This is a genomic window from Psychrobacillus sp. NEAU-3TGS (genome assembly GCF_029955155.1).
GTDB lineage: Bacteria > Bacillota > Bacilli > Bacillales_A > Planococcaceae > Psychrobacillus.
The window spans coordinates 119,756-143,289 of record NZ_JAPNOZ010000004.1 but is presented as its reverse complement, the minus strand read 5'-3'; the positions used below and the strand labels follow the sequence as shown (position 1 = coordinate 143,289).

The 23,534-nt window shown below is 35.5% G+C and carries 21 protein-coding genes and 1 pseudogene; 10 read left to right on the top strand and 12 right to left on the bottom strand.

The features are described 5' to 3' along the window. Positions 1-11: 11 nt before the first annotated feature. The 3 genes from OR571_RS01600 to OR571_RS01590 form a co-directional block, all read right to left on the bottom strand. Positions 12-2,276 carry a carbohydrate-binding domain-containing protein gene (locus OR571_RS01600; protein ID WP_282241121.1) on the bottom strand — a complete coding sequence of 755 codons (2,265 nt, stop codon included), beginning with the start codon at positions 2,274-2,276 and terminating at the stop codon, positions 12-14. 54 nt (positions 2,277-2,330) lie between these two features. Then, a complete protein-coding gene (locus OR571_RS01595) occupies positions 2,331-3,017 on the bottom strand; it encodes a DUF4956 domain-containing protein (RefSeq protein ID WP_282241120.1) in 687 nt (228 codons plus the stop codon). Between the two features lie 62 nt (positions 3,018-3,079). Further along, positions 3,080-3,781 carry a polyphosphate polymerase domain-containing protein gene (locus OR571_RS01590; RefSeq protein ID WP_282241119.1) on the bottom strand — a complete coding sequence of 234 codons (702 nt, stop codon included), beginning with the start codon at positions 3,779-3,781 and terminating at the stop codon, positions 3,080-3,082. A 454-nt stretch (positions 3,782-4,235) separates the two neighbouring features. On the opposite strand from OR571_RS01590, the gene OR571_RS01585 reads away from it, so the two are divergent. Further along, positions 4,236-5,186: a nucleoside hydrolase gene (locus tag OR571_RS01585; protein ID WP_282241118.1), complete on the top strand. Its 951-nt coding sequence runs from the start codon at positions 4,236-4,238 to the stop codon at positions 5,184-5,186. 34 nt (positions 5,187-5,220) lie between these two features. Next, the gene (rbsK, locus tag OR571_RS01580; protein WP_282241117.1) at positions 5,221-6,114 is read left to right on the top strand and encodes a ribokinase; all 894 of its coding nucleotides are present in this window, start codon (positions 5,221-5,223) and stop codon (positions 6,112-6,114) included. Positions 6,115-6,215: 101 nt separating this feature from the next. Here the strand turns inward: rbsK and tatA are convergent, their stop codons facing one another. After that, positions 6,216-6,419 (bottom strand): twin-arginine translocase TatA/TatE family subunit, encoded by a 204-nt coding sequence (gene tatA, locus OR571_RS01575; protein WP_282241116.1) that lies wholly within the window; start codon positions 6,417-6,419, stop codon positions 6,216-6,218. Positions 6,420-6,974: 555 nt separating this feature from the next. Between tatA and OR571_RS01570 the strand changes: the two genes are divergently transcribed. From OR571_RS01570 to OR571_RS01555, 4 genes are all read left to right on the top strand, one after another. After that, positions 6,975-7,232: a hypothetical protein gene (locus tag OR571_RS01570; protein ID WP_282241115.1), complete on the top strand. Its 258-nt coding sequence runs from the start codon at positions 6,975-6,977 to the stop codon at positions 7,230-7,232. Positions 7,233-7,311: 79 nt separating this feature from the next. Then, entirely contained in the window at positions 7,312-8,088 is a 777-nt protein-coding gene (locus OR571_RS01565) for a gluconate 2-dehydrogenase subunit 3 family protein (protein WP_282241114.1), read from the top strand. 21 nt (positions 8,089-8,109) lie between these two features. Further along, positions 8,110-9,825, top strand: coding sequence for a GMC family oxidoreductase (locus OR571_RS01560; RefSeq protein WP_282241113.1), 1,716 nt, complete (start codon positions 8,110-8,112; stop codon positions 9,823-9,825). Between the two features lie 284 nt (positions 9,826-10,109). After that, a complete protein-coding gene (locus tag OR571_RS01555) occupies positions 10,110-11,300 on the top strand; it encodes an aminotransferase class I/II-fold pyridoxal phosphate-dependent enzyme (RefSeq protein WP_282241112.1) in 1,191 nt (396 codons plus the stop codon). 26 nt (positions 11,301-11,326) lie between these two features. On the opposite strand, the gene OR571_RS01550 is transcribed toward OR571_RS01555, so the two are convergent. Beyond that, positions 11,327-12,712, bottom strand: coding sequence for an MATE family efflux transporter (locus OR571_RS01550; protein WP_282241110.1), 1,386 nt, complete (start codon positions 12,710-12,712; stop codon positions 11,327-11,329). 732 nt (positions 12,713-13,444) lie between these two features. Here OR571_RS01550 and OR571_RS01545 point away from each other — a divergent pair. Further along, on the top strand, positions 13,445-14,737 hold the full coding sequence (locus OR571_RS01545) for an uL18 family ribosomal protein (protein WP_282241109.1): 1,293 nt from the start codon (positions 13,445-13,447) through the stop codon (positions 14,735-14,737). Positions 14,738-14,739: 2 nt separating this feature from the next. After that, on the top strand, positions 14,740-14,907 hold the full coding sequence (locus tag OR571_RS01540; RefSeq protein WP_282241108.1) for a hypothetical protein: 168 nt from the start codon (positions 14,740-14,742) through the stop codon (positions 14,905-14,907). 626 nt (positions 14,908-15,533) lie between these two features. On the opposite strand, the gene OR571_RS01535 is transcribed toward OR571_RS01540, so the two are convergent. The 3 genes from OR571_RS01535 to OR571_RS01525 form a co-directional block, all read right to left on the bottom strand. After that, the gene (locus OR571_RS01535; RefSeq protein ID WP_282241107.1) at positions 15,534-15,758 is read right to left on the bottom strand and encodes a hypothetical protein; all 225 of its coding nucleotides are present in this window, start codon (positions 15,756-15,758) and stop codon (positions 15,534-15,536) included. Positions 15,759-15,770: 12 nt separating this feature from the next. After that, a complete protein-coding gene (locus tag OR571_RS01530) occupies positions 15,771-17,147 on the bottom strand; it encodes an NAD(P)-binding domain-containing protein (RefSeq protein WP_282241106.1) in 1,377 nt (458 codons plus the stop codon). A 105-nt stretch (positions 17,148-17,252) separates the two neighbouring features. Beyond that, the gene (locus tag OR571_RS01525) at positions 17,253-17,699 is read right to left on the bottom strand and encodes a MarR family winged helix-turn-helix transcriptional regulator (RefSeq protein ID WP_282241105.1); all 447 of its coding nucleotides are present in this window, start codon (positions 17,697-17,699) and stop codon (positions 17,253-17,255) included. 189 nt (positions 17,700-17,888) lie between these two features. Between OR571_RS01525 and OR571_RS01520 the strand changes: the two genes are divergently transcribed. After that, positions 17,889-18,344: a hypothetical protein gene (locus OR571_RS01520; RefSeq protein WP_282241104.1), complete on the top strand. Its 456-nt coding sequence runs from the start codon at positions 17,889-17,891 to the stop codon at positions 18,342-18,344. Positions 18,345-18,405: 61 nt separating this feature from the next. Here the strand turns inward: OR571_RS01520 and OR571_RS01515 are convergent, their stop codons facing one another. Further along, on the bottom strand, positions 18,406-19,461 hold the full coding sequence (locus OR571_RS01515) for a flavin-containing monooxygenase (RefSeq protein WP_282241103.1): 1,056 nt from the start codon (positions 19,459-19,461) through the stop codon (positions 18,406-18,408). 344 nt (positions 19,462-19,805) lie between these two features. Between OR571_RS01515 and OR571_RS01510 the strand changes: the two genes are divergently transcribed. Next, complete coding sequence (locus tag OR571_RS01510; RefSeq protein WP_282241102.1) at positions 19,806-21,101, top strand: MFS transporter; 1,296 nt, start codon at positions 19,806-19,808, stop codon at positions 21,099-21,101. Between the two features lie 165 nt (positions 21,102-21,266). On the opposite strand, the gene arsC is transcribed toward OR571_RS01510, so the two are convergent. The 3 genes and pseudogenes from arsC to OR571_RS01495 form a co-directional block, all read right to left on the bottom strand. Next, positions 21,267-21,686, bottom strand: a complete 420-nt coding sequence (arsC, locus tag OR571_RS01505; protein WP_282241101.1) for an arsenate reductase (thioredoxin) — start codon at positions 21,684-21,686, stop codon at positions 21,267-21,269. 76 nt (positions 21,687-21,762) lie between these two features. After that, positions 21,763-23,072: pseudogene (locus OR571_RS01500) on the bottom strand (arsenic transporter). After that, positions 23,072-23,416 (bottom strand): ArsR/SmtB family transcription factor, encoded by a 345-nt coding sequence (locus OR571_RS01495; protein WP_282241100.1) that lies wholly within the window; start codon positions 23,414-23,416, stop codon positions 23,072-23,074. The pseudogene OR571_RS01500 and the gene OR571_RS01495 overlap by 1 nt, the downstream one beginning before the upstream one ends. Positions 23,417-23,534 lie beyond the last annotated feature (118 nt).

Below are 23,534 nucleotides of genomic sequence, written 5' to 3'. Positions count from 1 at the left end.
CCTACATTGAACTACTCATTTGTAGCATCCTCCGTTTTGTCAGGTTGTTGTCGCTCTTGGCCTCTACCAAAACCCCCTCCACCTTGCATATTACCTCTCATTCCACCGCCCATCGTAGAAGAGCCTTCTTCTGTCACTCCACTACTATTTAAATAAGTCATGACTGTTGTAGGAGAATAGGTCACACTACCTGTTGGATCTGTGGTAGTGGCGTTTGTATAGACCCCATCAATAATTTCACCTGTTATAGTACCCCCGTGACTTAAAGTTGTTTCTTCATTTAGCTCTAAGTCTGGAGAACTAATTACGATCATTTGATAATTTTTTTCAGGTGCGACCGTGATAATCGGTTCACCATTACTGTTTGTTACAGTAACAGGTGTGTTTGCTTTAAGTGACTCATCGAATGTCATCATAATCGTATTTTGTGTTGATCCATCAGATACACCTAACGGCATTCCTGCACTACCAGAAGCTATTAATGTTCCGCCTTGCATTAAAAATGTTCCATCATAATCTAATGTCCCATTCATATTCTCGGTTGGACCATAAACGATAGCGGTTCCACCCGTCATCGTAATATTTGTATTAGAATCTAATCCATCACCATCTGCATCGACGTATAGATATCCTCCAGAAATCGTAAGCTGGCCATTCTCTATTGAAGAGTCATCTTCTTCTATTTCCTCAGTCTCTGTTGTAGTGGAGGTTCGATCAAAAGCCCCAAACATCTCATTCATACTACTACCACCATTTACATTGACACCATCATCTGCTGCCTTAAGATGAATGGAACCATCCGAAATCTCAATATTAGTACCTTCTATACCCTCTAGGCTTTTTAATATTGTAATATCACCACCAGCAATAAATACCTTACCGTCTGCATGTATAGCATCATCACCCGTTGAAAGATTTTCTTCTCCACCTCGAATGGTTAAATCTCCATTACTATGCAGTGCATCCTCCACTGTATCAACTGTGATTGAACCACCTACAATATTTAAATTTGTTCCTGCTTTTATTCCCTTTTGACTGGTAGTATCAACACTCGAAGTACTGGTGTTATTATCTTCTGAATTTCTTTCTGGTGGAGTATTTTGTTCAGCACTTTCATCAGGAAGTTGTCCATCTTCAGGTAATTCACTACCCCCTGAGTTTTGCCGATCCATTCCACCACCGCCTGGAGGCCTCATAGATTCTAAAGTCGTTGTTAAATACGCTCGAATTTCCTCTGTTGTCATGCCTTCAATTTCAGTTGAAATATCAATCGGGAGATTCATACTTTCCATATTCTCAACAAATGCCTCTACTTCGTCATCTGTCATTGAACTGAAATCCATCCCCATTTCTGGCATCGCTCCTGCACCTGGGCCACCGCCCATTCCCATGCCTGATTCTGATGAAGACACAACCTCTGGACTTCCATCACCTGTTTTAATGGAATACTCCCCATCGATTACTATAATTTCCTTTTCGGCTTGTATACCGTCACCCTGTGCTACCACTGTTAAATAACCACTTTCGAGAACTACATTTCCTCGACCTTCATCCTCATCATTGGATGATTTTACACCATCGCCATCTGCAGTTATATTAACCGTAGCATTAGACATTGCAAATACATCGCGACCGATAACACCATCATCGACTGCAGTTACATTAATAGTACCACCTGTAATAATCAAATCATCACGGCTCGTTATTCCATCTTTGTATTGACCATTAACCGTCAATGTACCAGTACCATTGATGACTAAATCATCCTTACTAAAAATAGCCGCCCCGACTTCTGTATTTGCTTCATCTTCATAAACATAGGATGTTGCATCCGTTAAATTATTTTCTGTACCTTTTTCAAGTGAGATAATCGTTTTATCAGATTGCTCGATATCAATTGTTGCATTAGTAGATGAAGTAATCTCTACACCATTTAATATTAAGCGTACATTTCCAGTATCCTCTGTATTAACCTTAATTTGACCATCAGAGAGGGTTCCTTCTAATACATAAGTACCAGATGTATGAATCTCTACATTTTGCCCATTTATAATAACGCCACCAGAGCCGTCAAATGTTGTTGCCTCATTATTTAAAGTTATTTTGGTAAATATATCATCTTCCCAGGCAGTGTAGTAATCTTCTGTATCATAATCTACATATTGGGAAATTAGTGCTTCCGTATCCACAGATTTCTCTGTATTCCTCTTTTCATTACATCCGCTTGCAATCAAAACTACCGATAATATTAACGGTAGTGCTATTTTTTTCTTCATCCTATTACCTCCTATAAAACAAAGGCCTGTAATTTTACAGACCTTTGTTTTCAACTATGCTGTAAAATTACCATCGTAGCTTAGCATTACTGCTGAAGAAACACCTTTTACTTGTGAAATATCGGAAACTACTTTTGTATCATTTTCTTTCACACGTATTTCATACGTTACTTCCGTTTCATATTCTAAAATATGAGATTTTGATTTTAATGCATATTTCTTCGTTGAATTTTTTAATAGTTGATCAATAGAATCTGCTGCTTCACCATTAGCAAATTTCACAACTAATAAATATGGATTTTCCACTACAATTTTATTTGCAAATAGGATAATAACCAAACTAATCAAGATTGTGCCGACAATTCCAAGCAGAATAAAACCTGCACCACATAAAATCCCTACAATTATCGACCAAAACAAGTAGACTAAATCCATTGGATCCTTAATCGGCGTACGGAAACGAACGATAGATAACGCTCCGACCATACCAAGTGATAATAGAACATTTTGACTGATACCCATGATGACTAGCGATGTTGCCATTGTCATAATCATCAGTGAGATGTTGAATGTATGGGAGTAAATTACTCCATTAAATGTTTTCTTATAAACTAAATAAATAACTATCCCCAATAGAAATGCTGAAATCAGACCTATTAGTGAATCAGTTAATGAAAAGGTAGTTGTTTTTTCTATAAAGCTTGATTTGAAAATATCTGTAAAAGTTGTTGAAGTTGCCATTTTATTTCCTCCTAATTTTATCTCGCTAGGGATGAAGAACCCCAACTGATTGATTATTTACCTTATATATACATACGACTTAACTGATATTTGGAATAAGCCTCATGTTTCGTATTAATACCTTGAAGCATCATTTTCACAACATCCGGTAAGTACTCGTCAAACTTTACTTCTAAAATGACCTCTGTCGGATCAAGTACGTCTACCATCGGTAAATGCTTATTGAACATATCCGTATTCCGTATGCTTGTTTGCACTTTACTATCAAACGTCACTCTTACATTTCCGTATAAATAAACGTAAGCCTCTCTTTCGTAATCTACTACTGCCATAGGTTTAATTAAGTTTCTAGTCATTTCTGAGTACAAATCACAAATTAACGGGCGATTATCTTTTTCCATCCACTGAATATCACCGATACGAATTTTTTCAAATTCTGACCTCGTCATATTGCACTTAGATTTAAAAGTTAGATTATTACGCTTACTTTTCCGTTCAAGATTAATAATCCCATCACTTTTTCCATAAATACGAACACGATATTTATCTCTAGTTAAATAACCTTCCTTTTTCTCGTTCATTACTTTGTTTTCAAAGTTATCAAAATAACACGAACGAATTAAATATTTTCCTGTTGGACCAGAATGGGTATCTAAACTCATCACATATTTCAGTCTATTTTTTAATAACATATAATCTATATATGTGATGCCATATTTCAGTTCTTGTCTACCATTCGGATTAAATGATGTATGAATAGGCATGAATACACTCCTTTTATTAGATTTGAAACGCTTTGAAAAAGATCAACTAACTTGCTGATAAACATACTTTAACTAATGAATATGTCAGTAATACGTCAAGTAAATATTTTGTAAATTTTTATTAGTAATATAGAATTCAGCTTTTGGCGTAGTATTTGTAGTTGCGAACTTCAGATGGATTCCTCACTCTTACTTTCCATATGAACAAACTATCTATTCCAATGTTCAGCTATAAAAAGAAGACCAATTCTTAATGAATTGGTCTGTTCTTCTTTATGGTTGTAAAATACCAGAAAATAAATTGACAAACGTAATCGCCTGCAATACTCTAAATATTTAGGTTAGTAATTGATTCTGTAGTTGTACCTAAATTGCACATTTTCTGAAGAAGTAGTCTTTAAACATACTATAATCAGTGAAAGCATGGAACATTTTAAATAAGAGGTGTAGATAAATGACAATACCAGTAATTATTGATTGTGATCCAGGAATAGATGACGTAATGGCATTAACGCTTGCTTTTGCACATCCGGAACTAGATATTAAACTAATCACAACAGAGCCAGGCAACCAAACACAAGAAAAAACGATTCACAATGCACTTACCTTTACCAGCTATATGAAAAAAAATATAGAAATTGCAAGAGGTCTCGATAAACCATTTTTCCGCAAGCTTGAAATTGCCGATAAAGTGCATGGCGAGAATGGACTTGGCAATGTCGAATTTCCAGAACCAACTATTCAAGTAAGTAATCGCCCAGCAATTGAAGCCATGAAAGAAACTCTATTATCTAGCGATGAACAAATAATACTTATCGCAACCGGTCCTTTAACAAATGTCGGTGCATTACTATTAGCACATCCAGAGGTAAAATCGAAAATTAAGTATATCTCCTACATGGGTGGGGCTGCTGTTGGAGGAAATATGTCTCCCACTGCAGAATTTAACGTATACGTCGATCCACATGCAGCAGATATTGTCTTCCGTTCAGGGATTCCAATTGTCATGAGCGGTTTGGATGTGACGCATAAAGCATACGTTACAATAGAAGAGATAAATGAAATGGAAGCAATAGGCTCTGACTTTGCTTCAAAAGTTAGTCAAATGCTTCGCTTTTACATACATTCAGCTAAGCAAACTGCATTTCATGCACCTAATTTTGAAAACCAGATACACTTACATGATTTGTGTGCAGTGTCTTATGTACTAACACCCGAGCTTTTTGAAGGGGACAACTGTCACGTTGCAGTTGAATTAGAAGGAAAATATACCGCTGGAACTACAATTGTAGATTATGCCCAACAAACTGGACTTCCACATAATGTGAAGGTATTGCATACAATCAATAGAGAAAAGTTTGTTGAGCAATTTTTCCATGCTGTAAAACAAATGAGTGCGGATTAAAGTACCTTGTAGTCCATGAAAGGAATAGAAAAACATGAACATCACAGTCGTAGGAAGCACCAATATCGACCTTGTCTATCTAGTGTCACATATTGTAGCAGCTGGTGAAACATTACATAGCACAAAACATGAATTGTTCTTCGGTGGAAAAGGAGCAAATCAAGCTGTAACTGCGGGTCAACTAGGAGCAAAGGTTCACTTCATCGGCAATGTTGGTGCAGATGATTTTGGTGAACAGATAAAGCAAAATTTGCAAGACAAAGGTGTAAATATTGCCGCAGTGCAAAACGTAGGTATTACAGGACAAGCAATTATCCAATTGGCAGATTCGGGCGAAAACTCGATTATTCTTTTTCCAGGTGCAAACTTTCTCGTCACACCAGAACAGATAGAGCAACATGCAGAAAGAATAGTCTCGAGCGAAGTCCTTCTTCTACAATTGGAGATTCCTATGTCAGCAGTCGAAACTGCTGCTAACATTGCTTCCAAAAATGGCGTACCAATTATTTTAAATCCTGCTCCTGCTCAACAAATTAGCGATTCATTATTGAGTAAAATCTCTATACTAACACCAAATGAAACCGAATTAGCAATACTAACAGGGATGAAAACAGAAACGGAAGAGGAACTGTTTCAAGCTTGCTCTTCACTATTACAAAAAGGTGTAGGAGCAGTGGTAGTAACCCTAGGCGCTAAAGGGGCTTATTACATGAACCACTTTGAGCATGGATATGTTCAAGCAAACAAAGTGGTTGCAAAAGATACGACTGGTGCTGGGGACGCTTTTAATGGCGCTTTAGCTGTAGGTCTATGCCAAGGGAGCTCCATAAAGGACAGCATTTTATATGCAACGAATATATCAGCATACGTTGTTACCCAAATGGGAGCACAACCTGCTATCCCCTCTTCTTTCCGTGTAAAAAGCTAATTTTTTTTGAAGAGAAAAAATCAGCAATCCATTGTCTGATTTCGCATTTACTAAATATGCGAAAAGCCAACTATTTAACAAAGAATAGTTGGCTTTTTATATTAGATTTTCTTTTTTGTATCTACTTCTTTATCATCTAATTTAAATTCTTCCGTTACATCATCCACAATGTCTTTCGTCGAATTTTTAAATTCTTTTAAAGTTTGTCCAACTGCTCTACCTAATTGAGGTAATTTTTTTGGCCCAAAAACGATTAAGGCAATTATTAAAATAATTATCAAACCTGGTATGCCGATATTTGGCATAGTATTTTCCTCCTCATAACTAAATATATATTAATCACTTGGCTTTAGGTGCAATGTTGTTTTTTTGATAAATTATGGTTGTTTTGTATCAACTACATATTATACTCCTTTGTCGAAGTTTGTAAATACATCATAATCCATTTCCTTGTTTTGCATAATTAAAAGCAGGCAGCGAGCTAGCTCTCCTTATTCAACATCCACTTCCATCCCTCTCACAAAGTTCTGAATAAAACTCTACCAGTACAGTAGGTACATTATCTTTTTATGCTGCTTAGCATTCTTCAGGTTTACAGTAAAAGGCGAATCACTTGTTTAATACAATAATAATTATCTATTATTTAGCATTAAGCTCCTTTGTTAAAAGTGTGGAATATAAGCATTAATGAGGTATTTTCAGAAAAATTAAATAGTAAAAAGGTTCTAGAAAGACACAAAAAAGAATGGACATTTTATGAACAAGAGGAGTAGAATAGGTTCTGTTGTTTTGTATCGTTATCTTAGGATATCTTTTTCGAAAAATAAACTCATTTTTATTAGGAAGAAAGGAGATCTGGTGTGACTCAATATAATATAGAAGAACTGAAAATGCTGAACCAAGTATTTTTTGCACTATTTATAGTAGCCGATTTTGCACTATGTCTTTTTTTCTATAACAATCCCTTTCCTTGGTTTGCATTGTTAGGATTTGGTATTGGTCTAGCTATCATAGTTCTTTGCTGGACTGGGAAAAAACATACATACTTTATTGCCTCTTTATTAGTTTTTACCGTTGTATTTTCAATCGTATATAATTGGCATTCAATTGTTCATTAATCAAAATTACAATTTTTTATATTTAGCTAGATAAACACATTATTAGATTTTTTACTCATTTTATTTAGGAGGTTTTATTATGTCAGAACAAGATAAAAAGACTCCAATTTTAGATAAACGCTCATCTAGACGTACATTTATCAAAAATTCGGGATTAACAGTTGGTGGGGTTGTTTTAGGCGGTGCCCTTGGTAGTCTTTTAGGAAAGGATTCTACAAAAACTAAAACAATTGAATCACATGTTCACTCAGAAGCAACTGCGGTGAACTTTAACCAAGCATTGATGTATTTTGACAAAACCCAATTCGATACTATCGAAGCAGCAGCAGAACAAATATTTCCTAAAACAGATGTAGGCCCGGGTGCGAAAGAACTACTTGTAGCTTATTTCATCGATCACCAACTAGCTAGTAATTGGGGATTAAATGCGAAAGAATACATGACTGGACCTTTCTTCCCGACAGAAGCAACTGCTTTGTTTGGTCATCAAACGCATTTAAATAGACAGCAAATCTTCAATTTAGGAATCGAGGCATTGAATGCGGAAGCCCAAAAGAATTATGATAACAACTTTGCTGCACTAAATGAAGACGACCAAATTGCTATTTTAACCGCTTTTGAAGCAGACGAAGTAACCTTAAACGGAGCGGTAACATCTGGCTTCTTTTTTAGATTATTAAAAAGTGCGACTATTGAAGGCGTATATGCTGATCCTCTTTACGGAGGCAATAAAAATATGGAAGGCTGGAAAATGAAAAACTTCCCTGGCCATCAAATGAGTTATGCGAACATCATCGAAAAAGATGAATTTGTAAAAATGGATCCAATGAGCTTAAATTCACAACACAATCATTAATCGAGAGGAAGCAAATAAATCATGGCAAAAAAATTACCGAAAACAGACATAGTTTTGGCAGGTGTGGGCTGGACAGGTGGCATTATCGCTGCAGAACTTACTAGAAAAGGATACAAAGTAGTAGGTTTAGAACGCGGAAAAGAAAGAAAAACAGAAGACTATTTAATGGTTCACGATGAGCTTAGATATCAGCAAAGAAACGAAATGATGCAAGATCTTTCAAAAGAAACATTAACAGTTCGTCATGACCGCACAAAAAGAGCATTGCCTTATCGTCAGCACGGTTCTTTCTTAATCGGTGATGGTGTTGGCGGTTCCGGAGAACACTGGAACGGTTTAACGTATCGTTTTTTCCCATATGATTTTGAGATTTACACCAAAACGGTAGAACGTTATGGGAAAGACAAAATACCAGCAGATATGCCCCTTCAAGATTGGGGAATCACATATGATGAATTAGTACCCTACTTCGAAAAGTTCGAAACTATGGCCGGTATTTCGGGGGAAGCTAATCCACATCCCGAAGTTCCAGAAGTTAAATATCCTACAGTCCCTCTTAAAGAAACACCTTCTATGAAGATGTTTAGAGAAGCCTCTAAAAACTTAGGGTATCATCCTTATATTGCGCCAGCAGCTACACTTTCTGAAAGCTATACAAATCCAGATGGGATTTCGCGCGGAGCATGTCAATATTGTGGATTCTGTGAGCGCTTTGGCTGTGAGTATGGGGCAAAAGCATCGCCGGTAGTAACAGTTCTACCAGTAGCAAAAGAAACAGGTAATTTTGAAGTAAGAACTCACTGTGTGGTTCGTAAAGTCCTACACACAAATGGCAAAGCTACTGGAGTATTATATGTTGATACACGTACTGGTGAGGAATATATTCAAGAAGCAGACGTTGTGGTAGTATCTGCATATGTTCTTAACAACATTAGAATCCTGCTAAACTCTAAACTTGGCCGTCCATATAATCCAGAAACGGGAACAGGAGTCATTGGGAAGAACTATGCCTACCAAATGACATCAGCTGCATCTACTGGTTTCTTTAAAGACAAAGAATTCAATTTATATGCTGGCACAGGTGCACTTGCGGGAGTTCTCGACGATTTTAATGGTGATAACTTTGATCACACTGATTTAAACTTTATTCATGGTGGTAATATCGCACTTGGCCATTACGGAAAACGTCCTATCTCAAACAATTCTGTGCCTAAAGGAACACCAGGCTGGGGCAAAGAATTTAAAGATGAGTCTATCTTTTGGGCTAATCGAAGCTTATCAGTTGGATCTCAAGGCTCCGTTATGCCAAATAAAGAAAACTATATTGATCTAGACCCTACCTATAAAGATCAATTTGGAGATCCTTTAATTCGCATGACATTTAACTATAAAGATAATGAACGAAATCAACAAAAGTATATAAGAGAAATAACTACGAAGATTCTTGAAGAAATGGGTGCAGATATGATTACCACACCTGGAGATCAAGGTGATTGGGATACGACAAAATATCAAACTACTCATAATACTGGTGGAGTTATTATGGGTGCGGACCCTGAAACAAGTGCATTAAATAACTATCTTCAAATGTGGGATTGTGAAAATGTATTTGTACCTGGTGCTAATGCTTTTCCTCACAATTCAGGTATGAACCCTACAGGAACGGTTGGAGCACTTGCATACCGTGCTGCCGAAGGTATTGAAAAATATTTAAAAAATGGTGGATCTTTAGTTTAATAAAACAATAAACAATTTTTCATAGAATTAGCCAACAACTAAAAGCTACTAGTTCTCTCTTTTGAGAGTCCTAGTAGCTCTTTTAATATTGGAAGATAAACTGATCTCTTCTTATAGACATCTATACTTCTCGCTTGTGGATATTAGTTTTGGCTCTACTTCTAAACTATATTAACATAATAGTCGAAATAGGTAGTATTTACATTCAACTTTTTCACAATACTGCTGTAACTTGTGATAAAATGAATGATAAAATTATTTTCTTACGCGAGGAGTGCTTTTAATTGAATATCGAACCATCTAAAAAAATGTCCATATTTGAACCTGCTATTTTCGGTGATTTAAAAGCAGCCGCCGCGGCAAAACAAGCAGCTGGTTATGAAGTATACGATTTAAGTTTAGGTAGTCCGGACTTACCTCCGGATGAAAAAATAAGAAAAGTTCTATCTGAACAAAGTTTCTCTGAACATTCATATGGCTACATGCTGAGTGGAACAAAACGTTTTAACGAAGCAGTAGCAGATTATTATAACCGACGAGTAAACGTTACTTTAAATCCACAAACTGAGATTTTACAAACGATGGGTTCCCAAGAAGGACTAGTTCATCTTCCAATTGCATTTTGCAACGAAGGGGACATTGTGCTCACAACAAACCCTGGATACGTTGCGTATGACGCTGGCATTAAGCTTGCAGGTGCAGTTCCCTACTATATGAATCTAACGGAAGAGAACGGCTATTTACCAGATTTAGATGCAATTCCTGAGGAAATCGCATATAAGGCGAAGTTAATGATATTAAATCTGCCAGGGAATCCTGTTCCAGCAATGCCTAATGAAGCTTTCTTCGGAAAAGTAGTCGCTTTTGCAAATAAGTATAATGTGATTATTTTGCATGATGCCGCTTATTCTGAATTTTATTTTTCTGGGGATGCACCAAGTAGTTTTTTGACTACCCCTGGGGCAATGGAAGTTGGAATGGAGATTAATTCTTTATCTAAAAGCTTTAGCTTAGCTGGTACTCGTATTGCTTATCTCGTAGGGAATGCGGAAATGATCAGTATTATGAAGCAGTTGAAATCTAATCTAGACTTTGGTATTTTCAGTCCCATCCAAGAAGCAGGAATTACGGCATTGAATAACGCAGAGGAAATTACGGATCGTCTACGACAATTATTTGCAGAACGCCACCAAGTGTTAATGCAAGGCATAATGGATTTAGGTTGGACCGTAGCACCTTCTAATGGTGGTATGTTCGTTTGGGCTAAATATCCTTATGATATGGATGACAAAGAATTTGCCTTTGAAGTCATTCGTCAAACTGGTGTCGTTACTGTACCTGGCACAGTATTTGGATCAGAAGGTGCTGGCTTCGTACGAGTTGCGCTTGTACAAGATGTTGAAACACTGAAAAAAGCAGTAGAGCAGTTAAAAACATTAAATCTCGAAAATTGTGCTACATTAGTGAATAATTGAACAAAAAGACCAAGGAAAGCGTATACTTAGCTTTCACTTGGTCTTTCTTTTTCTTCCATCGGTTTTACTAGGGCAAACTTTTCCCATCTTCTGCCTTTCCATCTAAAGTACATAATAGTAGCTCGGGTCCATTCATCCGCTGCGATGGCTAACCAAATTCCTACAAGACCTAAGTCTAATACAAAGACTAAAAAATAACCTAGTGGCAAACTCATCATTACCATAGACAATGCCCCCATAGCTACAGGGAATTTTGCATCTCCAGCCGCTCGCAATGAATTAATAATGACAATATTCATCGTGCGCCCAGTCTCTAGCAAAATACTTAAGATTAATACAGATGCACCTATTTGAATAACTTTTTCATTACTCGTAAACAAGCTTAGCAGTGGGATTCGGAATATCATAACAATCGCAACCATTACTAGCGTAAATAATAGCGCCCATTTCACACTTGTCCATACAGACTTATACGCCTCGTCTTTCTCATTCGCTCCTACAAGTCTTCCAACAATAATCGCCGTTCCCATCCCAATTGCTATGGCAAACAGATAAGTGAACATCGATATATTCACTGCATATTGTCTCGCCGCTAAAGACTCTGCTCCTAAATAGGTTACGTAATAAAGGAATACGATTTGGCATCCTTGATACAAAATCTGTTCAAATGCAGATGGTAGACCTATTTGCAGTATTTTACCAATGTATTCTTTGGATATTGTGAAATAATAACGTACTTTCACACGGTATTCCATAACTTGATACAACAGCCAGAAGAAAATAAGTAATGCAACCACTCTACTTAGTACTGAAGAAATAGCTGCCCCTTGCACTCCTAACTCTGGAAAACCGAATTTCCCAAAAATCAACAAATAGTTACCTACTACATGAATAATATTCATCCCTAAAGATACTAGCATCGTCTGTTTCGTGTAACCATGCACTCTAATCACTGCCGCCAATGCATTAATCACTGCCTGAAGGAAAATGGCCCCTCCGACTATGGACAAATATTGATATGCATGAACAAGTACGTCTCCCTGCAAGTTCATCGCCGTCATCATACTTTTAGAAAACAGTATAAACCCAATACTTAATACAATTCCAACTCCTAAATTCAACGTGACCGCCAAACCAGAAATTTTAGAAGCTTCGAGAAATCGCTTGGAGCCTAAATACTGAGATACAACGATTGCTGCCCCATTTCCTACTACTTCTAATATTAAAATGGCGATATGAATATACTGATTCGCCGCCCCTACCCCAGATACAGCATCATCTGATAGGCTGCTTAGCATAAACGTATCGGCAATTCCCATTAACATAAATAAAAATACTTCTAAAAAAATGGGCCAAGTTAAATGAAATAGACTTAACTTTTCCCCTAAATCCTTCTTCTTTTGAACTGCCATTTACATTCCTTCTTTAACTATTGATTTTTTCATAAGAAGTATCTTATCATACCCCAACTTATGAAGCTAGTTAAGAATTTGAAAGCGTTTCCCGCTAAAAATTGAAAAAGTTGTAAATGGTCTTTCTTTATATAGCTTATAGAGAAACTGCGCGGTAGTGAGTTGAATGAAGTATCTGCTAGGATTTCCGCTGCAGGGCGGACGCTTTCCGCTTCAATCCAATAAAGCATGCTACTACCCTAATACCACTAGCTATTAGGGAAATGTTAAGCATTACTTCGCCCAAACAACAAGCGTACTTAGATGGAGAAGAATATAAAGAAGATGTAAAGTAAAAAATCATGGGGTTGCCATTGGTAACTCTTTTTCTTATTGAACTAACGCGGCAGGTTAGTTGAAGAGTGTTGCTTAACTTGTGTTCAACAATCTGGCCAGATTGTGGAATAATATATGTAAAGTAAATTTGTATGAGCAAAGATATTGTAAAACCTTTCACTTAGGCTAACATGCGAATAATTGCATTTGATATTCCTCCTGTAGGTATTTAATTATACTCTAGATAGAAAGGCGTTTCATTTTTTAACTATAAGCTTTTATGTATTGCATTTGCGTAAAATTGCATTTATAACACAACCCTCAAATAATACTAATAAATTTTCTAATTTTGGAAGGATTCTAAAATAAAAGGTCGAATAGTATTATTTGTATTTTAATTATAAAGGGGTAGAGTAAATGACAGCAGAAATAGGTATTTTAAACAAAATGGGTGTAGCTTTAGCTGCAGATAGTGCGGTTACAATCGGTTCTGACGTTAATCAAAAAGTGTATAACTCTGCTAATAAATTGTTTTCGCTTTCCAAATATCATCCTGTAGGGGTAATGATATACGGTAGTGCTGAATTTATGGGAGTGCCTTGGGAAATAATAATAAAAAGTTACAGAAAAAAACTTCAAAAAGACAGATTTGATACTATAAAAGAATATGTCGATGACTTTTTGGATTTTATTGTAAGTGATGTTCGTTTTTACAATGATGCGGCAGAACAAATTTTGGTTGGAAGAATATGCAATAACGCATTGAACAACATATTAGGTAATGAAGTAACAAATGAAATAAATCGATTTATAAATAATGGTGAAGTAATTGAAGAAGCATATGTATCTGAGGTATTGAAAGATGTATTAAGACAAAAAATTAGTAAGATTGACACTGAAAAGAATGCTATAACACAAGACGGCTTCTTAGAAAAGATACAAGAAAATTACAACTCTATTGTTAAAGAAATTATTGAAGAGGCAGTAAATTTCCAAATAGATGAGGATCTTATCAATTTAATGAGTACATATACTGGTTTGTTAATTCAAAAGGAAATATTTTCTGACTCATTTACAGGGTTAGTTATTTCGGGATATGGTGAAGAAGAGATCTTTCCAAGTCTTTATGAATTCTATATTGAAGGAATTATTTTTCAAGAATTAAAGTATATTGAAAGACCAGCTATTAAAATTGGTTCTGTAAATGACGAAAATCATATTACTGCAGCTATGAGACCATTTGCACAAAAAGAAATGGTTCATTCATTTATGAATGGTATTGAACCTTCATTACGTAATGCAATTTTACAGTTTTTTTCTGCAGGAATCAGTCAACATTTAGATTATATAGACGATTTAATTGATGAATCAAAAGTAGATGATTGGGAAAAAGTTAAGGAAGAGCATCACGATACCTTACTAATGTCTATATCCGAAAGTCTTAATGATTTTCAAGAAAAGTATTTTACAGAGCCTGTAATGCAAATCTTAGATGTTTTACCTAAAGAAGAATTAGCTGCGATGGCTGAAGCACTTGTCAACTTAACATCTTTCAAACGAAAAGTCACAATGGATGCGGAAACGGTTGGAGGTCCCATTGATGTAGCAGTTATCACTAAAGGAGATGGTTTTGTATGGATAAGACGTAAGCATTATTTTAGTCCAGAGTTTAATCATCAATTCTTTCAAAATTATGCTAAGGAGGAATAACTATGCCAAAAGCAGTATTTTCGGCCGAAAAAGTAAGATTGGAAGCAAACCAAAGACAATTCTTTAATCTACCAAGAAAACAGCTAATTTTATCAGAATATATTAGAGAGGTAAAAGGTGATATAGCTTCTGTTGGCAAGATGATTGCAAATGAAATGCAAAAAAAATGATTCGTACAAGTATCTTTAGACTTCAAAAGAATTATTCAAAGGACCTTCCCATATTGGGTGGGTTCTTTTTACTTATCGCAAAACGGAACCAAGGGTCGCATAACGAAACGAAAAGGAATGTTCGATATGCCAATAATATAATCGGGTAATTTTGAATATTTCGTAAATAAATACGTTCCTATGTTGATCAAGGTTTCTGAGCATGACCTTGAATTGTTAATGAAACTTCCATTTAAACCACATTGTCCGTATATTGCTTTATTTAAAGAAGCTTTAAACGTGTTAAAAAAGACTCAAAGAAAACTGATATTTATTTTTACTAGTAATAACATGGAAGTCTAAATACGCAGATAAAACCGCCATATAAAAATGTTATAGACCCTGTATCTTTTATTAAAGGAGATAAAGGATACATCATATGTAAATAAAACAATTTCTTTTTCCAAATAAAGAGTAACGAATGGAATTACAGAAGGATCTTTATTAAGCTAACGGGTGCTTTAGTAAAAAAAGGACAACAAAATACAATGAGCTTGGAGATACATTTCCAAGCTCATTTTATAATTCGAATATTTAATTCACCCTTTACCTTTAACATAGCCTAATAATATTATATACTGTCACTTTTATCTTTGCATTGGCTGAGAAACTCTTTCTTCCTTTAATACCTCAATTGACTGCAAGAAATTGCGGTAACTGTCTTTGCCGTAAATGTCATTACTTTTTCTAAAAAAGTTGTTAAACATATAAGTTTGCGCTTGTTCTAGAGAATAAGATCTGGATTCCATAACCAGTTTTAGGTAGGAAATAAAGTATTCTTTAGATAAATTAGCACTATTATTTACAGTCACGTTGCTTCACCTCTAACATTTAGATGCTTCCATTCCGCAACATGATTGATTAGAATTTTGTTGAGTTAAATTAATACTACATACACCAGTTTCAGGCAATTCAAGTTCTACCTTATTTGCTGATTCAAAATCACCCGAAAGATGAGCCACAATGGATCTAACTTGTTCATAACCAGTCGCCATTAAGAATGTTGGAGCCCTACCATAACTTTTCATTCCAACAATATAATAATCTTTTTCAGGTTGTCTTAATACTTCTTCACCATGAGGTCGTACTGTTCCGCAACTGTGAAGGTTTGGATCAATTAAAGGAGCAAGAGCTTCAACGCTTTCTGTAGCACTATCTATACTTAGTCTGATTTCTCTTATAAATGAAAAGTCAGGACGGCTACCTGTATTTGCAATGATTTCATCTACTGGAGGTAGAGTAATTTTGCTACCATTCGAGTCTCCAGTTATTCCAATACCATCGTTGGTCTTTGTTAGTTGGTGAATATGAAAAGGAGTATATACTTTGATTTGACCAGCATCAACTAATTGATGTATACGGCTGCCTAACTCACCTCTTGCTTTAAGAGCATCTTTATCTTCTCCACCGTATGCATCCTCTACATTTTTCTTTCGAATAATCCATGTAATATCTATATTATCAAGCTGTGATAATTCTAATATCGTGTTAATTGCTGAATGACCACCACCTACAACAGCAACTCGTTTGCCTTTGTATCTTTCTTTATGCTCCCCCTCAATATTAGGAATACCATAATAAACATGTTGTTTTAATTCAATTTCTTCTTTTGTCCAAATACTATCAGCATTAATTGGATTAGGGTGGGACCAAGTTCCAGTCGCATCTATAACTGCCCTTACTTCTATTCTTTTTGATAACCCATTTTGTTCAAGGTACAAAACAAAGGGGGAATTGTCACGATTAGCAGTTTTCATTTTATCTAAACCTTTTTTACTTATGGAAACAACTTTTGTATTCAGTGATAAAAAAGGTTTTATTTCAGGTAATTTCGATAAAGGCTCCAAATATTCATTAACTAACTCTTTACCTAAAGGTAATTGATCCAAGGATGGTGCATTCCAGCTGTGTTTTTCTAGAATTTTTTTCGCAATCTTATCGATGTTGTATTGCCATGGTGAAAATAACCGCACATGTCCCCAGTTTAGAATATTACTTCCAACACGATCACCAGACTCAAGTAGTATAAAACGTTCATCAATATTAGCTAGATGGGCAGCCGCTGCTAAACCTACAGGGCCAGCACCTATAATTGCTATCGGTAATTCCTTGTTTGTAGATTTTACAAAATCTATATTTGTCTTTGCAGCAGGTACACAGCAACCGCCAGTCTTTACTTGTTTCAATTCAATAGTATTCATACTAATACCTCCATAAAATTTTGTTGTTGTATTACCAGTATTAATGTTCTAATTAATTGCATTATGCAAGTAATTAGTATTTTTTTAAGCAAGACATACTCTTGCTTAAAGTAAAGGCGTACAGCAAACACTTGATTTGGACATAGCTTGATTTAATAATTTTATAGAACGAATAACTGTTTCTCTTTCAAATTCGTTCATATGCGAGAATACTTCCTCTAAATAAGCATTCATCGATTCGTCAATGGTCGTAGCAACAAATTTACCTTGTACTGTAAGAGATAAAATAGATACCCTTTTGTCTGCTGAGGAAGGTGTTTTCTTTACTAATTCCATTTTAATGAGCGTCTGTATTTGTCGACTAAAAGTCGTTATATCCATTGCTATCGCCTCTGCAATTTGTTGCATGGATGGTGATGTTTGTTTATCTATTTCATAAAGAATGTGACTTTGTACGGATGATATATCCACGGCTCCAATTGAACAACAATTTTTATTAAGGAGTCCGAACCTACGAGTAAGTACTTGAAATAGCTCACGTTTGTTTTCCATGATCTCACCTCTTATATAAGGTATACACCATTTACTTGCAACGTGCAACAAATAACATTAAAATTTCATTAAAAACCATTTTCACTATTAGTTTGATCAATTGAATTCTATTATTTTTACTAAAATCTTACTATAACTTCATTTGATAATAGTGGTAACATTAGAAGAAAATGATTGGATTGAATTTAGATGCCAAAATCAAATATTTTGTTAGGATCAATTGGTGCGGGTTTCTTTACTCTGGCAATCTTACGAATTGAAGTTCCAATTGGTATTATGGTTGGATTAACTGTATTTGCTTCTATATTTGCTATTTCTGTAATGTTGAGCGACATATTTGACGAGATTAAAATTACAAGTCCGAATAGATTTAATAAGACTATATTGAAGCTTCTACGGTTTTCAGCAAAAATGTTAATATTATTTTCGGTTCCGATATCAATTTACATGGCTGCTGTAACCTTTACAACAAAATCAATAATGACTGCTGTGGAAATACAAACTTTTATGACATTGTATTCACTTGCACTACTGTTCATTTCATTATCAAATGATATCCAAAGTAACAGAGCTAGAAAAGATAAAAAAGAAATAGACAGACTTAATAAGTTAGTAGAAGAACTTAAGAAAAACGAAACAATTTAATATCAATCAACCGTACACTTCAATCATTTATTGAAGTGTTTTAACACTTTGCCATTTAATTTCAATGATAAAGATAATGCAATATTTTTTTCACAACATACTGTGCGTCAGGTCCTACCCCTCTTAAAGTAGCAGAAGCAAAGGAACGCTGTCCTTCCAACCCTACATAATAAAGCCCAGGAATGTTGCTTATACCTGCTTTATGTGTAGGCGTTCCTTCATTATCCAACGCTCCAATCTTTTCAAGATATGGAAATTGTGGTCTGTATCCAGTTGCATAGATTATTGTATCCACCGGTTCTTTTACCCCATTTGACCAAATAACACCATCTTGATAAAAGGACTTAAACATCGGTTGTTGATCCGGTTTTCCAGCCTCTAATCTCTCTTTGTAATTACCGGTATCGTTTACAGCACTTGAACTCGGTGCAGTTTTCTTAAATCTCCAAAATGGAAATGTGTCAAAGCCAATTAGTTTTATCCAAAAATGCAAATCCTGACCCCATATCCGTTGTTTGACAAACTGGACAGGGCGAAGCACGGCTAATGATGTCTGACTCACATCGGACAGTTCAACAGCAATTTGTATTGCCGAATTTCCACGTCCTACAATCACCACTCTTTGATTGTCAAATCGCGACGAGTTTTTGTATTCGGAGGAATGAAGTGTTAATCCTTTAAACTCTTCTTGCCCCGCTATACTTGGTATGAATGGATTATTAAACGAGCCGGTCGCATTAATGATGGTTCTCGCCTGAAAAATATCTCCTGTCATCGTACGAACAATAAAACCTTCACCACCTTTTTCAACGGTTTCTACGCGTTGGTTGGTTCGAACTGGCAATTGAAAATGTCTCCTATAATCCTTTAAATACTGAACTACTTCATCTCTATTAGGATAACGATTTTTCTCTCCGGGAAATTTTAATCCTGAAAGTGATGAAAATCCTGCTGGTGAGAAAAGTTTAAGACTGTCGTAGTATAGTGGCCAAGAACCACCTTCCTGAGCACTTGCCTCCAATATTAGAAATCTAAGTCCTCTCTTTTGTAAGTGATAACCCGAAGTAAGGCCTGCCTGGCCCCCTCCAATGACTATTGTATCGAGTATTCCTTTCACCCTAACACCCCCTTTTATTTGTAAAATAGAAGTAAATTTAGAGAAAAAATATATCATGTGCATTATTTAAGCTACACCATTTTGGAAAATACTTAGATGTTTAATAAGACGGAATTTTTTCTCTTAAAACATTTATACTTTATTTATTTGTAAAATGCAATCATTTTTTTAGTGTAAACAATACCCCAAAATAATAATACTCCTTAAAAAAGCGAGATTTTTCTTGTTCAAATATCCTACAGGCTAATGGCACAAGCGAAAGTAAACAAAAATTCCATTTAATATTTAGTTGCAATTTACAAGAAATTAGCATACCCTTACAAGTAAGAATCTTAAGTTAATTCATGGCTGAGTTAGGAGTGATAGTATTGTCCGAATCGAGTAAAGCTGAAAGTAAACCGTCTGTAATTGTGATTGTTGCCTTGATCACTGCAATAAGTTTGTTTGGCGATTCAATGTTATACATTGCCTTGCCCTTATATTGGAAAGAAGTAGGTCTCGACTCGATTTGGCAAGTTGGAGTACTCCTGTCTATTAACCGCTTTATCCGTCTGCCCTTCAATCCGATTGTTGGATGGATATATAGTAGGATATCTCTAAAAACAGGTTTAGTAATTGCAATCATTTTAGGTAGTATTACGACATTAGGCTATGGAATATTAAATGGATTTATAGCATGGATTATTCTCCGCGGGGTATGGGGTATAGCATGGTCCTTTTTGAGGATTGGGGGTTTATCGATTGTGGCCTTTAATACGGAAGAAAATAATAGGGGAAAATCAATTGGTCTATTCAATGGACTATATCGATTAGGAAGCTTGGTAGGCATGTTAGCAGGAGGGTTACTGGTGCCAATATTGGGTTTAAGTATTGTTTCGTTTATTTTCGGGAGTCTTACTCTGTTAGCTCTACCTTTGATTTTCTTATATGTTAAAACCACTCCTTTAAAAGATCATGAGCAAGATAATACGAAGAAGGTTATTTTTAAAGTTAATTCATTTATAAACAGTCTCAAACAAGGCAGAGGAAGAATTGTTTTTACTGGTTTCTGTATCACTTTATTATTTCAAGGGATATTTATATCGACATTAAGTTCTGTAATAGAGCAAAACCATGGAGAAAGTGTCATCTTGTTCGGTACTGTGATCAGTGCAACTTTTCTAGCAGGTATTATCTTATCGATTCAATGGGTATGGGGACCATTTTTAGGAGTACGTTTTGGAACTTGGTCTGATGGGAAAAAAGGAAGAGTACCTGTATTAATTATCTCATTAATTTTTGCAAGTTTGACGTATGGTTTCATTTCTAATGAACTACCAATTCTTGTATTGATTTTCTTTACTTTTCTTGTCTTGTTTGCGGCAACTTCGCTTACGACAATAGTTGATGCAATTGCCTTAGACATTTCAAAGAACTCAAATGTAGTTTCATTTCTTACTACATATTCAATGGCTCAGGATCTCGGGGCATCCATTGGTCCATTTATTAGTTTTTTGATCATAGGATTGGAATATGGTTTCTCCTACATCTACTGGGGAGGGTCAATTTTATTTTTATTCTTAGCAATTCTTTGGTCAACCTCATATTTAAAGCAGGGAAAATCAATTGCAATTTCAAATGTGGCTTTAAAAAAGCAATAAACCCCTCTGGTCACCAGAGGAGTTTATTGCTTTTGGGATTACCGAGATTCGCAGCTTATGAGTTCTTTCAAATAACTCAATATAGCTCTAACCTCATTAAATAATGGTACTGAATAAATCTGTGCATTGAGTTCAGTTACCTTTCATTTTCCATTGGTACTTAAATCATTCACCTGTCTCAGCAAAATGCTTAATTCTCTCTGCAATTTCATCACGAACTCTTTGGAAAGTGGCCCATTTCTCTTCACCAGTTCCTTGAGCTTTTGCAGGGTCGTCAAAACCCCAGTGATCGCGTTTCACATGAGGTGGTGTCATTGGGCATTTATCTGCAGCATCCCCACAAAGTGTAACTACAAAATCTGCATTATTTAATGTTTCCATATCAATGATATCTGAAGTCTGATTAGAAATATCTATTCCAGCCTCATTCATTGCTTTAACAGCATTAGGGTTCAAGCCATGTGCCTCAATTCCTGCACTGAGAACTTCCCACTCGTCGCTCAAGTATTTTTTCCCCCAAGCTTCTGCCATTTGGCTTCTGCATGAATTTCCTGTACATAAAAAGTAAAGTGTTTTTTTTGACATAGTTAGAAATCTCCTTTGGTTTCAACTTTATAAAAAGTACTAGTTTATTTAGAGTTACATTAATTGATTGCTCATACTAGAAAAACAATAACGAAATATATAGACCTAATAATGTAATGAATAGAATAGGGACTGTTAAGACAATACCTGTTTTAAAATAAGTACCCCATGAAATTTTTACGCCTTTTTGGGATAAAACATAAAGCCATACTAGCGTTGCAAGTGAACCGATTGGAGTGATTTTTGGTCCCAAGTCAGATCCAATCACGTTAGCATAAATAAGTGCTTCTCGGATAGTTCCGGAAGTATTCGTTTCAGCAATTGCTAAAGCATCTATCATAACGGTTGGCATGTTATTCATTAGGGATGATAGGAAGGCTGCAATGAAGCCCATCGACATCGTAGCTACGAATAGTCCTTGTTCTGCAGCTACTTCTATAACGCCAGCTAAAACACTTGTAAGTCCTGCATTCCCTAGTCCGTATACAACCACATACATACCAATTGAGAAAAATACAATATTCCATGGTGCTCCTTTAATAACACTTCTTGTATCGACAGCACTACTTCTTCTTGCCATTATAATAAAGAAAATAGCTATTATTCCGGCTACAATGGAAACAGGAATGTTGATGAATTCACTGCTAAAGTAACCAACAACCAATATAGCAAGAACATACCATGAAAGATGGAACATTTTTATATCGTTAATTGCTTCTTTTGGTTCTCTTAACTTAGATAAATCGTACGTTCGTGGAATGCTTTTTTTAAAATAAAATAACAAAACGCTAATAGTTGCAATCAAAGAAAATATGTTAGGAATAATCATTCTAGAAGCATATTCCACGAAACCAATATCAAAGAAATCAGCTGATACAATGTTAACTAGGTTACTTACGACAAATGGTAACGAAGTTGTATCCGCAATAAACCCACTTGCCATAATAAAAGGAAAGATCATTTTTCTTTGAAATTCAAATTACGAACCATCGCTAAGACAATTGGTGTCAAAATTAATGCAGCCCCGTCATTAGCGAAAAAGGCAGCAACAATTGCTCCTAAAAGACTGACATAAACAAACATTTTAATACCATTACTTTTTGCAGCTTTCGCCATATGTAAAGCAGCCCATTCAAATAATCCGATCTCATCTAAAATTAAAGAGATGAGGATAATCGCAATAAAGGATAGTGTTGCATTCCAAGTAATATCAACTACTTCTATGACATCACTAAACTCAACAACTCCTACTAATAACGCAATAACGGCTCCTCCACAAGCAGACCAGCCGATATTTAATCCTTTTGGCTGCCAAATTACGAAGATAAGCGTTACGATAAAAATCAATGCTGCTAAAATGACTGGTGACAAAATACTAACCTCCATTATTCACATGAGATACGCAATCCCTGTTCTTCTAGTTCTTGTAGTTTAAAATCTTGGTTTGGAAGATGATTCATCAAGTTCTGAACCAATGGAAAAACATCACTTTCCTTGTTCAATGAATAGATAATCCATTGACCTCGTCTTGTTTCCCCCACTAGTCCAGCATCTTTTAACTTCCGTACGTGTTGACTAATGGCAGGCTGACTAACCTTAAATATTTCAACAAATTCACATACACAATAATCATGCGAATCAAGCATTTTAAGCATTGTTAGTCTTGTTTTATCACCCAACAGTTTTAATATAGTGGCAGCCCTTTCAATTTCAATCGATGATGTTTCCATGAGTTTTACCTCCTCTCATTTCATTATTAGCATATAATGATTTACTTATATAATATTCTGCTTATATGCTATTTGCAACTATTTTAGTTTATCTAGTATGAAAAATTATAATTAAATG

Excerpts from the sequence above, each read along its gene's own strand:
- OR571_RS01600 (WP_282241121.1), bottom strand. The coding sequence starts at position 2,276 with ATGAAGAAAAAAATAGCACTACCGTTAATATTATCGGTAGTTTTGATT.
- OR571_RS01595 (WP_282241120.1), bottom strand. The coding sequence starts at position 3,017 with ATGGCAACTTCAACAACTTTTACAGATATTTTCAAATCAAGCTTTATA.
- OR571_RS01590 (WP_282241119.1), bottom strand. The coding sequence starts at position 3,781 with ATGCCTATTCATACATCATTTAATCCGAATGGTAGACAAGAACTGAAA.
- OR571_RS01585 (WP_282241118.1), top strand. The coding sequence starts at position 4,236 with ATGACAATACCAGTAATTATTGATTGTGATCCAGGAATAGATGACGTA.
- rbsK (WP_282241117.1), top strand. The coding sequence starts at position 5,221 with ATGAACATCACAGTCGTAGGAAGCACCAATATCGACCTTGTCTATCTA.
- tatA (WP_282241116.1), bottom strand. The coding sequence starts at position 6,419 with ATGCCAAATATCGGCATACCAGGTTTGATAATTATTTTAATAATTGCC.
- OR571_RS01565 (WP_282241114.1), top strand. The coding sequence starts at position 7,312 with ATGTCAGAACAAGATAAAAAGACTCCAATTTTAGATAAACGCTCATCT.
- OR571_RS01560 (WP_282241113.1), top strand. The coding sequence starts at position 8,110 with ATGGCAAAAAAATTACCGAAAACAGACATAGTTTTGGCAGGTGTGGGC.
- OR571_RS01550 (WP_282241110.1), bottom strand. The coding sequence starts at position 12,712 with ATGGCAGTTCAAAAGAAGAAGGATTTAGGGGAAAAGTTAAGTCTATTT.
- OR571_RS01545 (WP_282241109.1), top strand. The coding sequence starts at position 13,445 with ATGACAGCAGAAATAGGTATTTTAAACAAAATGGGTGTAGCTTTAGCT.
- OR571_RS01540 (WP_282241108.1), top strand. The coding sequence starts at position 14,740 with ATGCCAAAAGCAGTATTTTCGGCCGAAAAAGTAAGATTGGAAGCAAAC.
- OR571_RS01530 (WP_282241106.1), bottom strand. The coding sequence starts at position 17,147 with ATGAATACTATTGAATTGAAACAAGTAAAGACTGGCGGTTGCTGTGTA.
- OR571_RS01525 (WP_282241105.1), bottom strand. The coding sequence starts at position 17,699 with ATGGAAAACAAACGTGAGCTATTTCAAGTACTTACTCGTAGGTTCGGA.
- OR571_RS01520 (WP_282241104.1), top strand. The coding sequence starts at position 17,889 with ATGCCAAAATCAAATATTTTGTTAGGATCAATTGGTGCGGGTTTCTTT.
- OR571_RS01510 (WP_282241102.1), top strand. The coding sequence starts at position 19,806 with ATGGCTGAGTTAGGAGTGATAGTATTGTCCGAATCGAGTAAAGCTGAA.
- arsC (WP_282241101.1), bottom strand. The coding sequence starts at position 21,686 with ATGTCAAAAAAAACACTTTACTTTTTATGTACAGGAAATTCATGCAGA.
- OR571_RS01495 (WP_282241100.1), bottom strand. The coding sequence starts at position 23,416 with ATGGAAACATCATCGATTGAAATTGAAAGGGCTGCCACTATATTAAAA.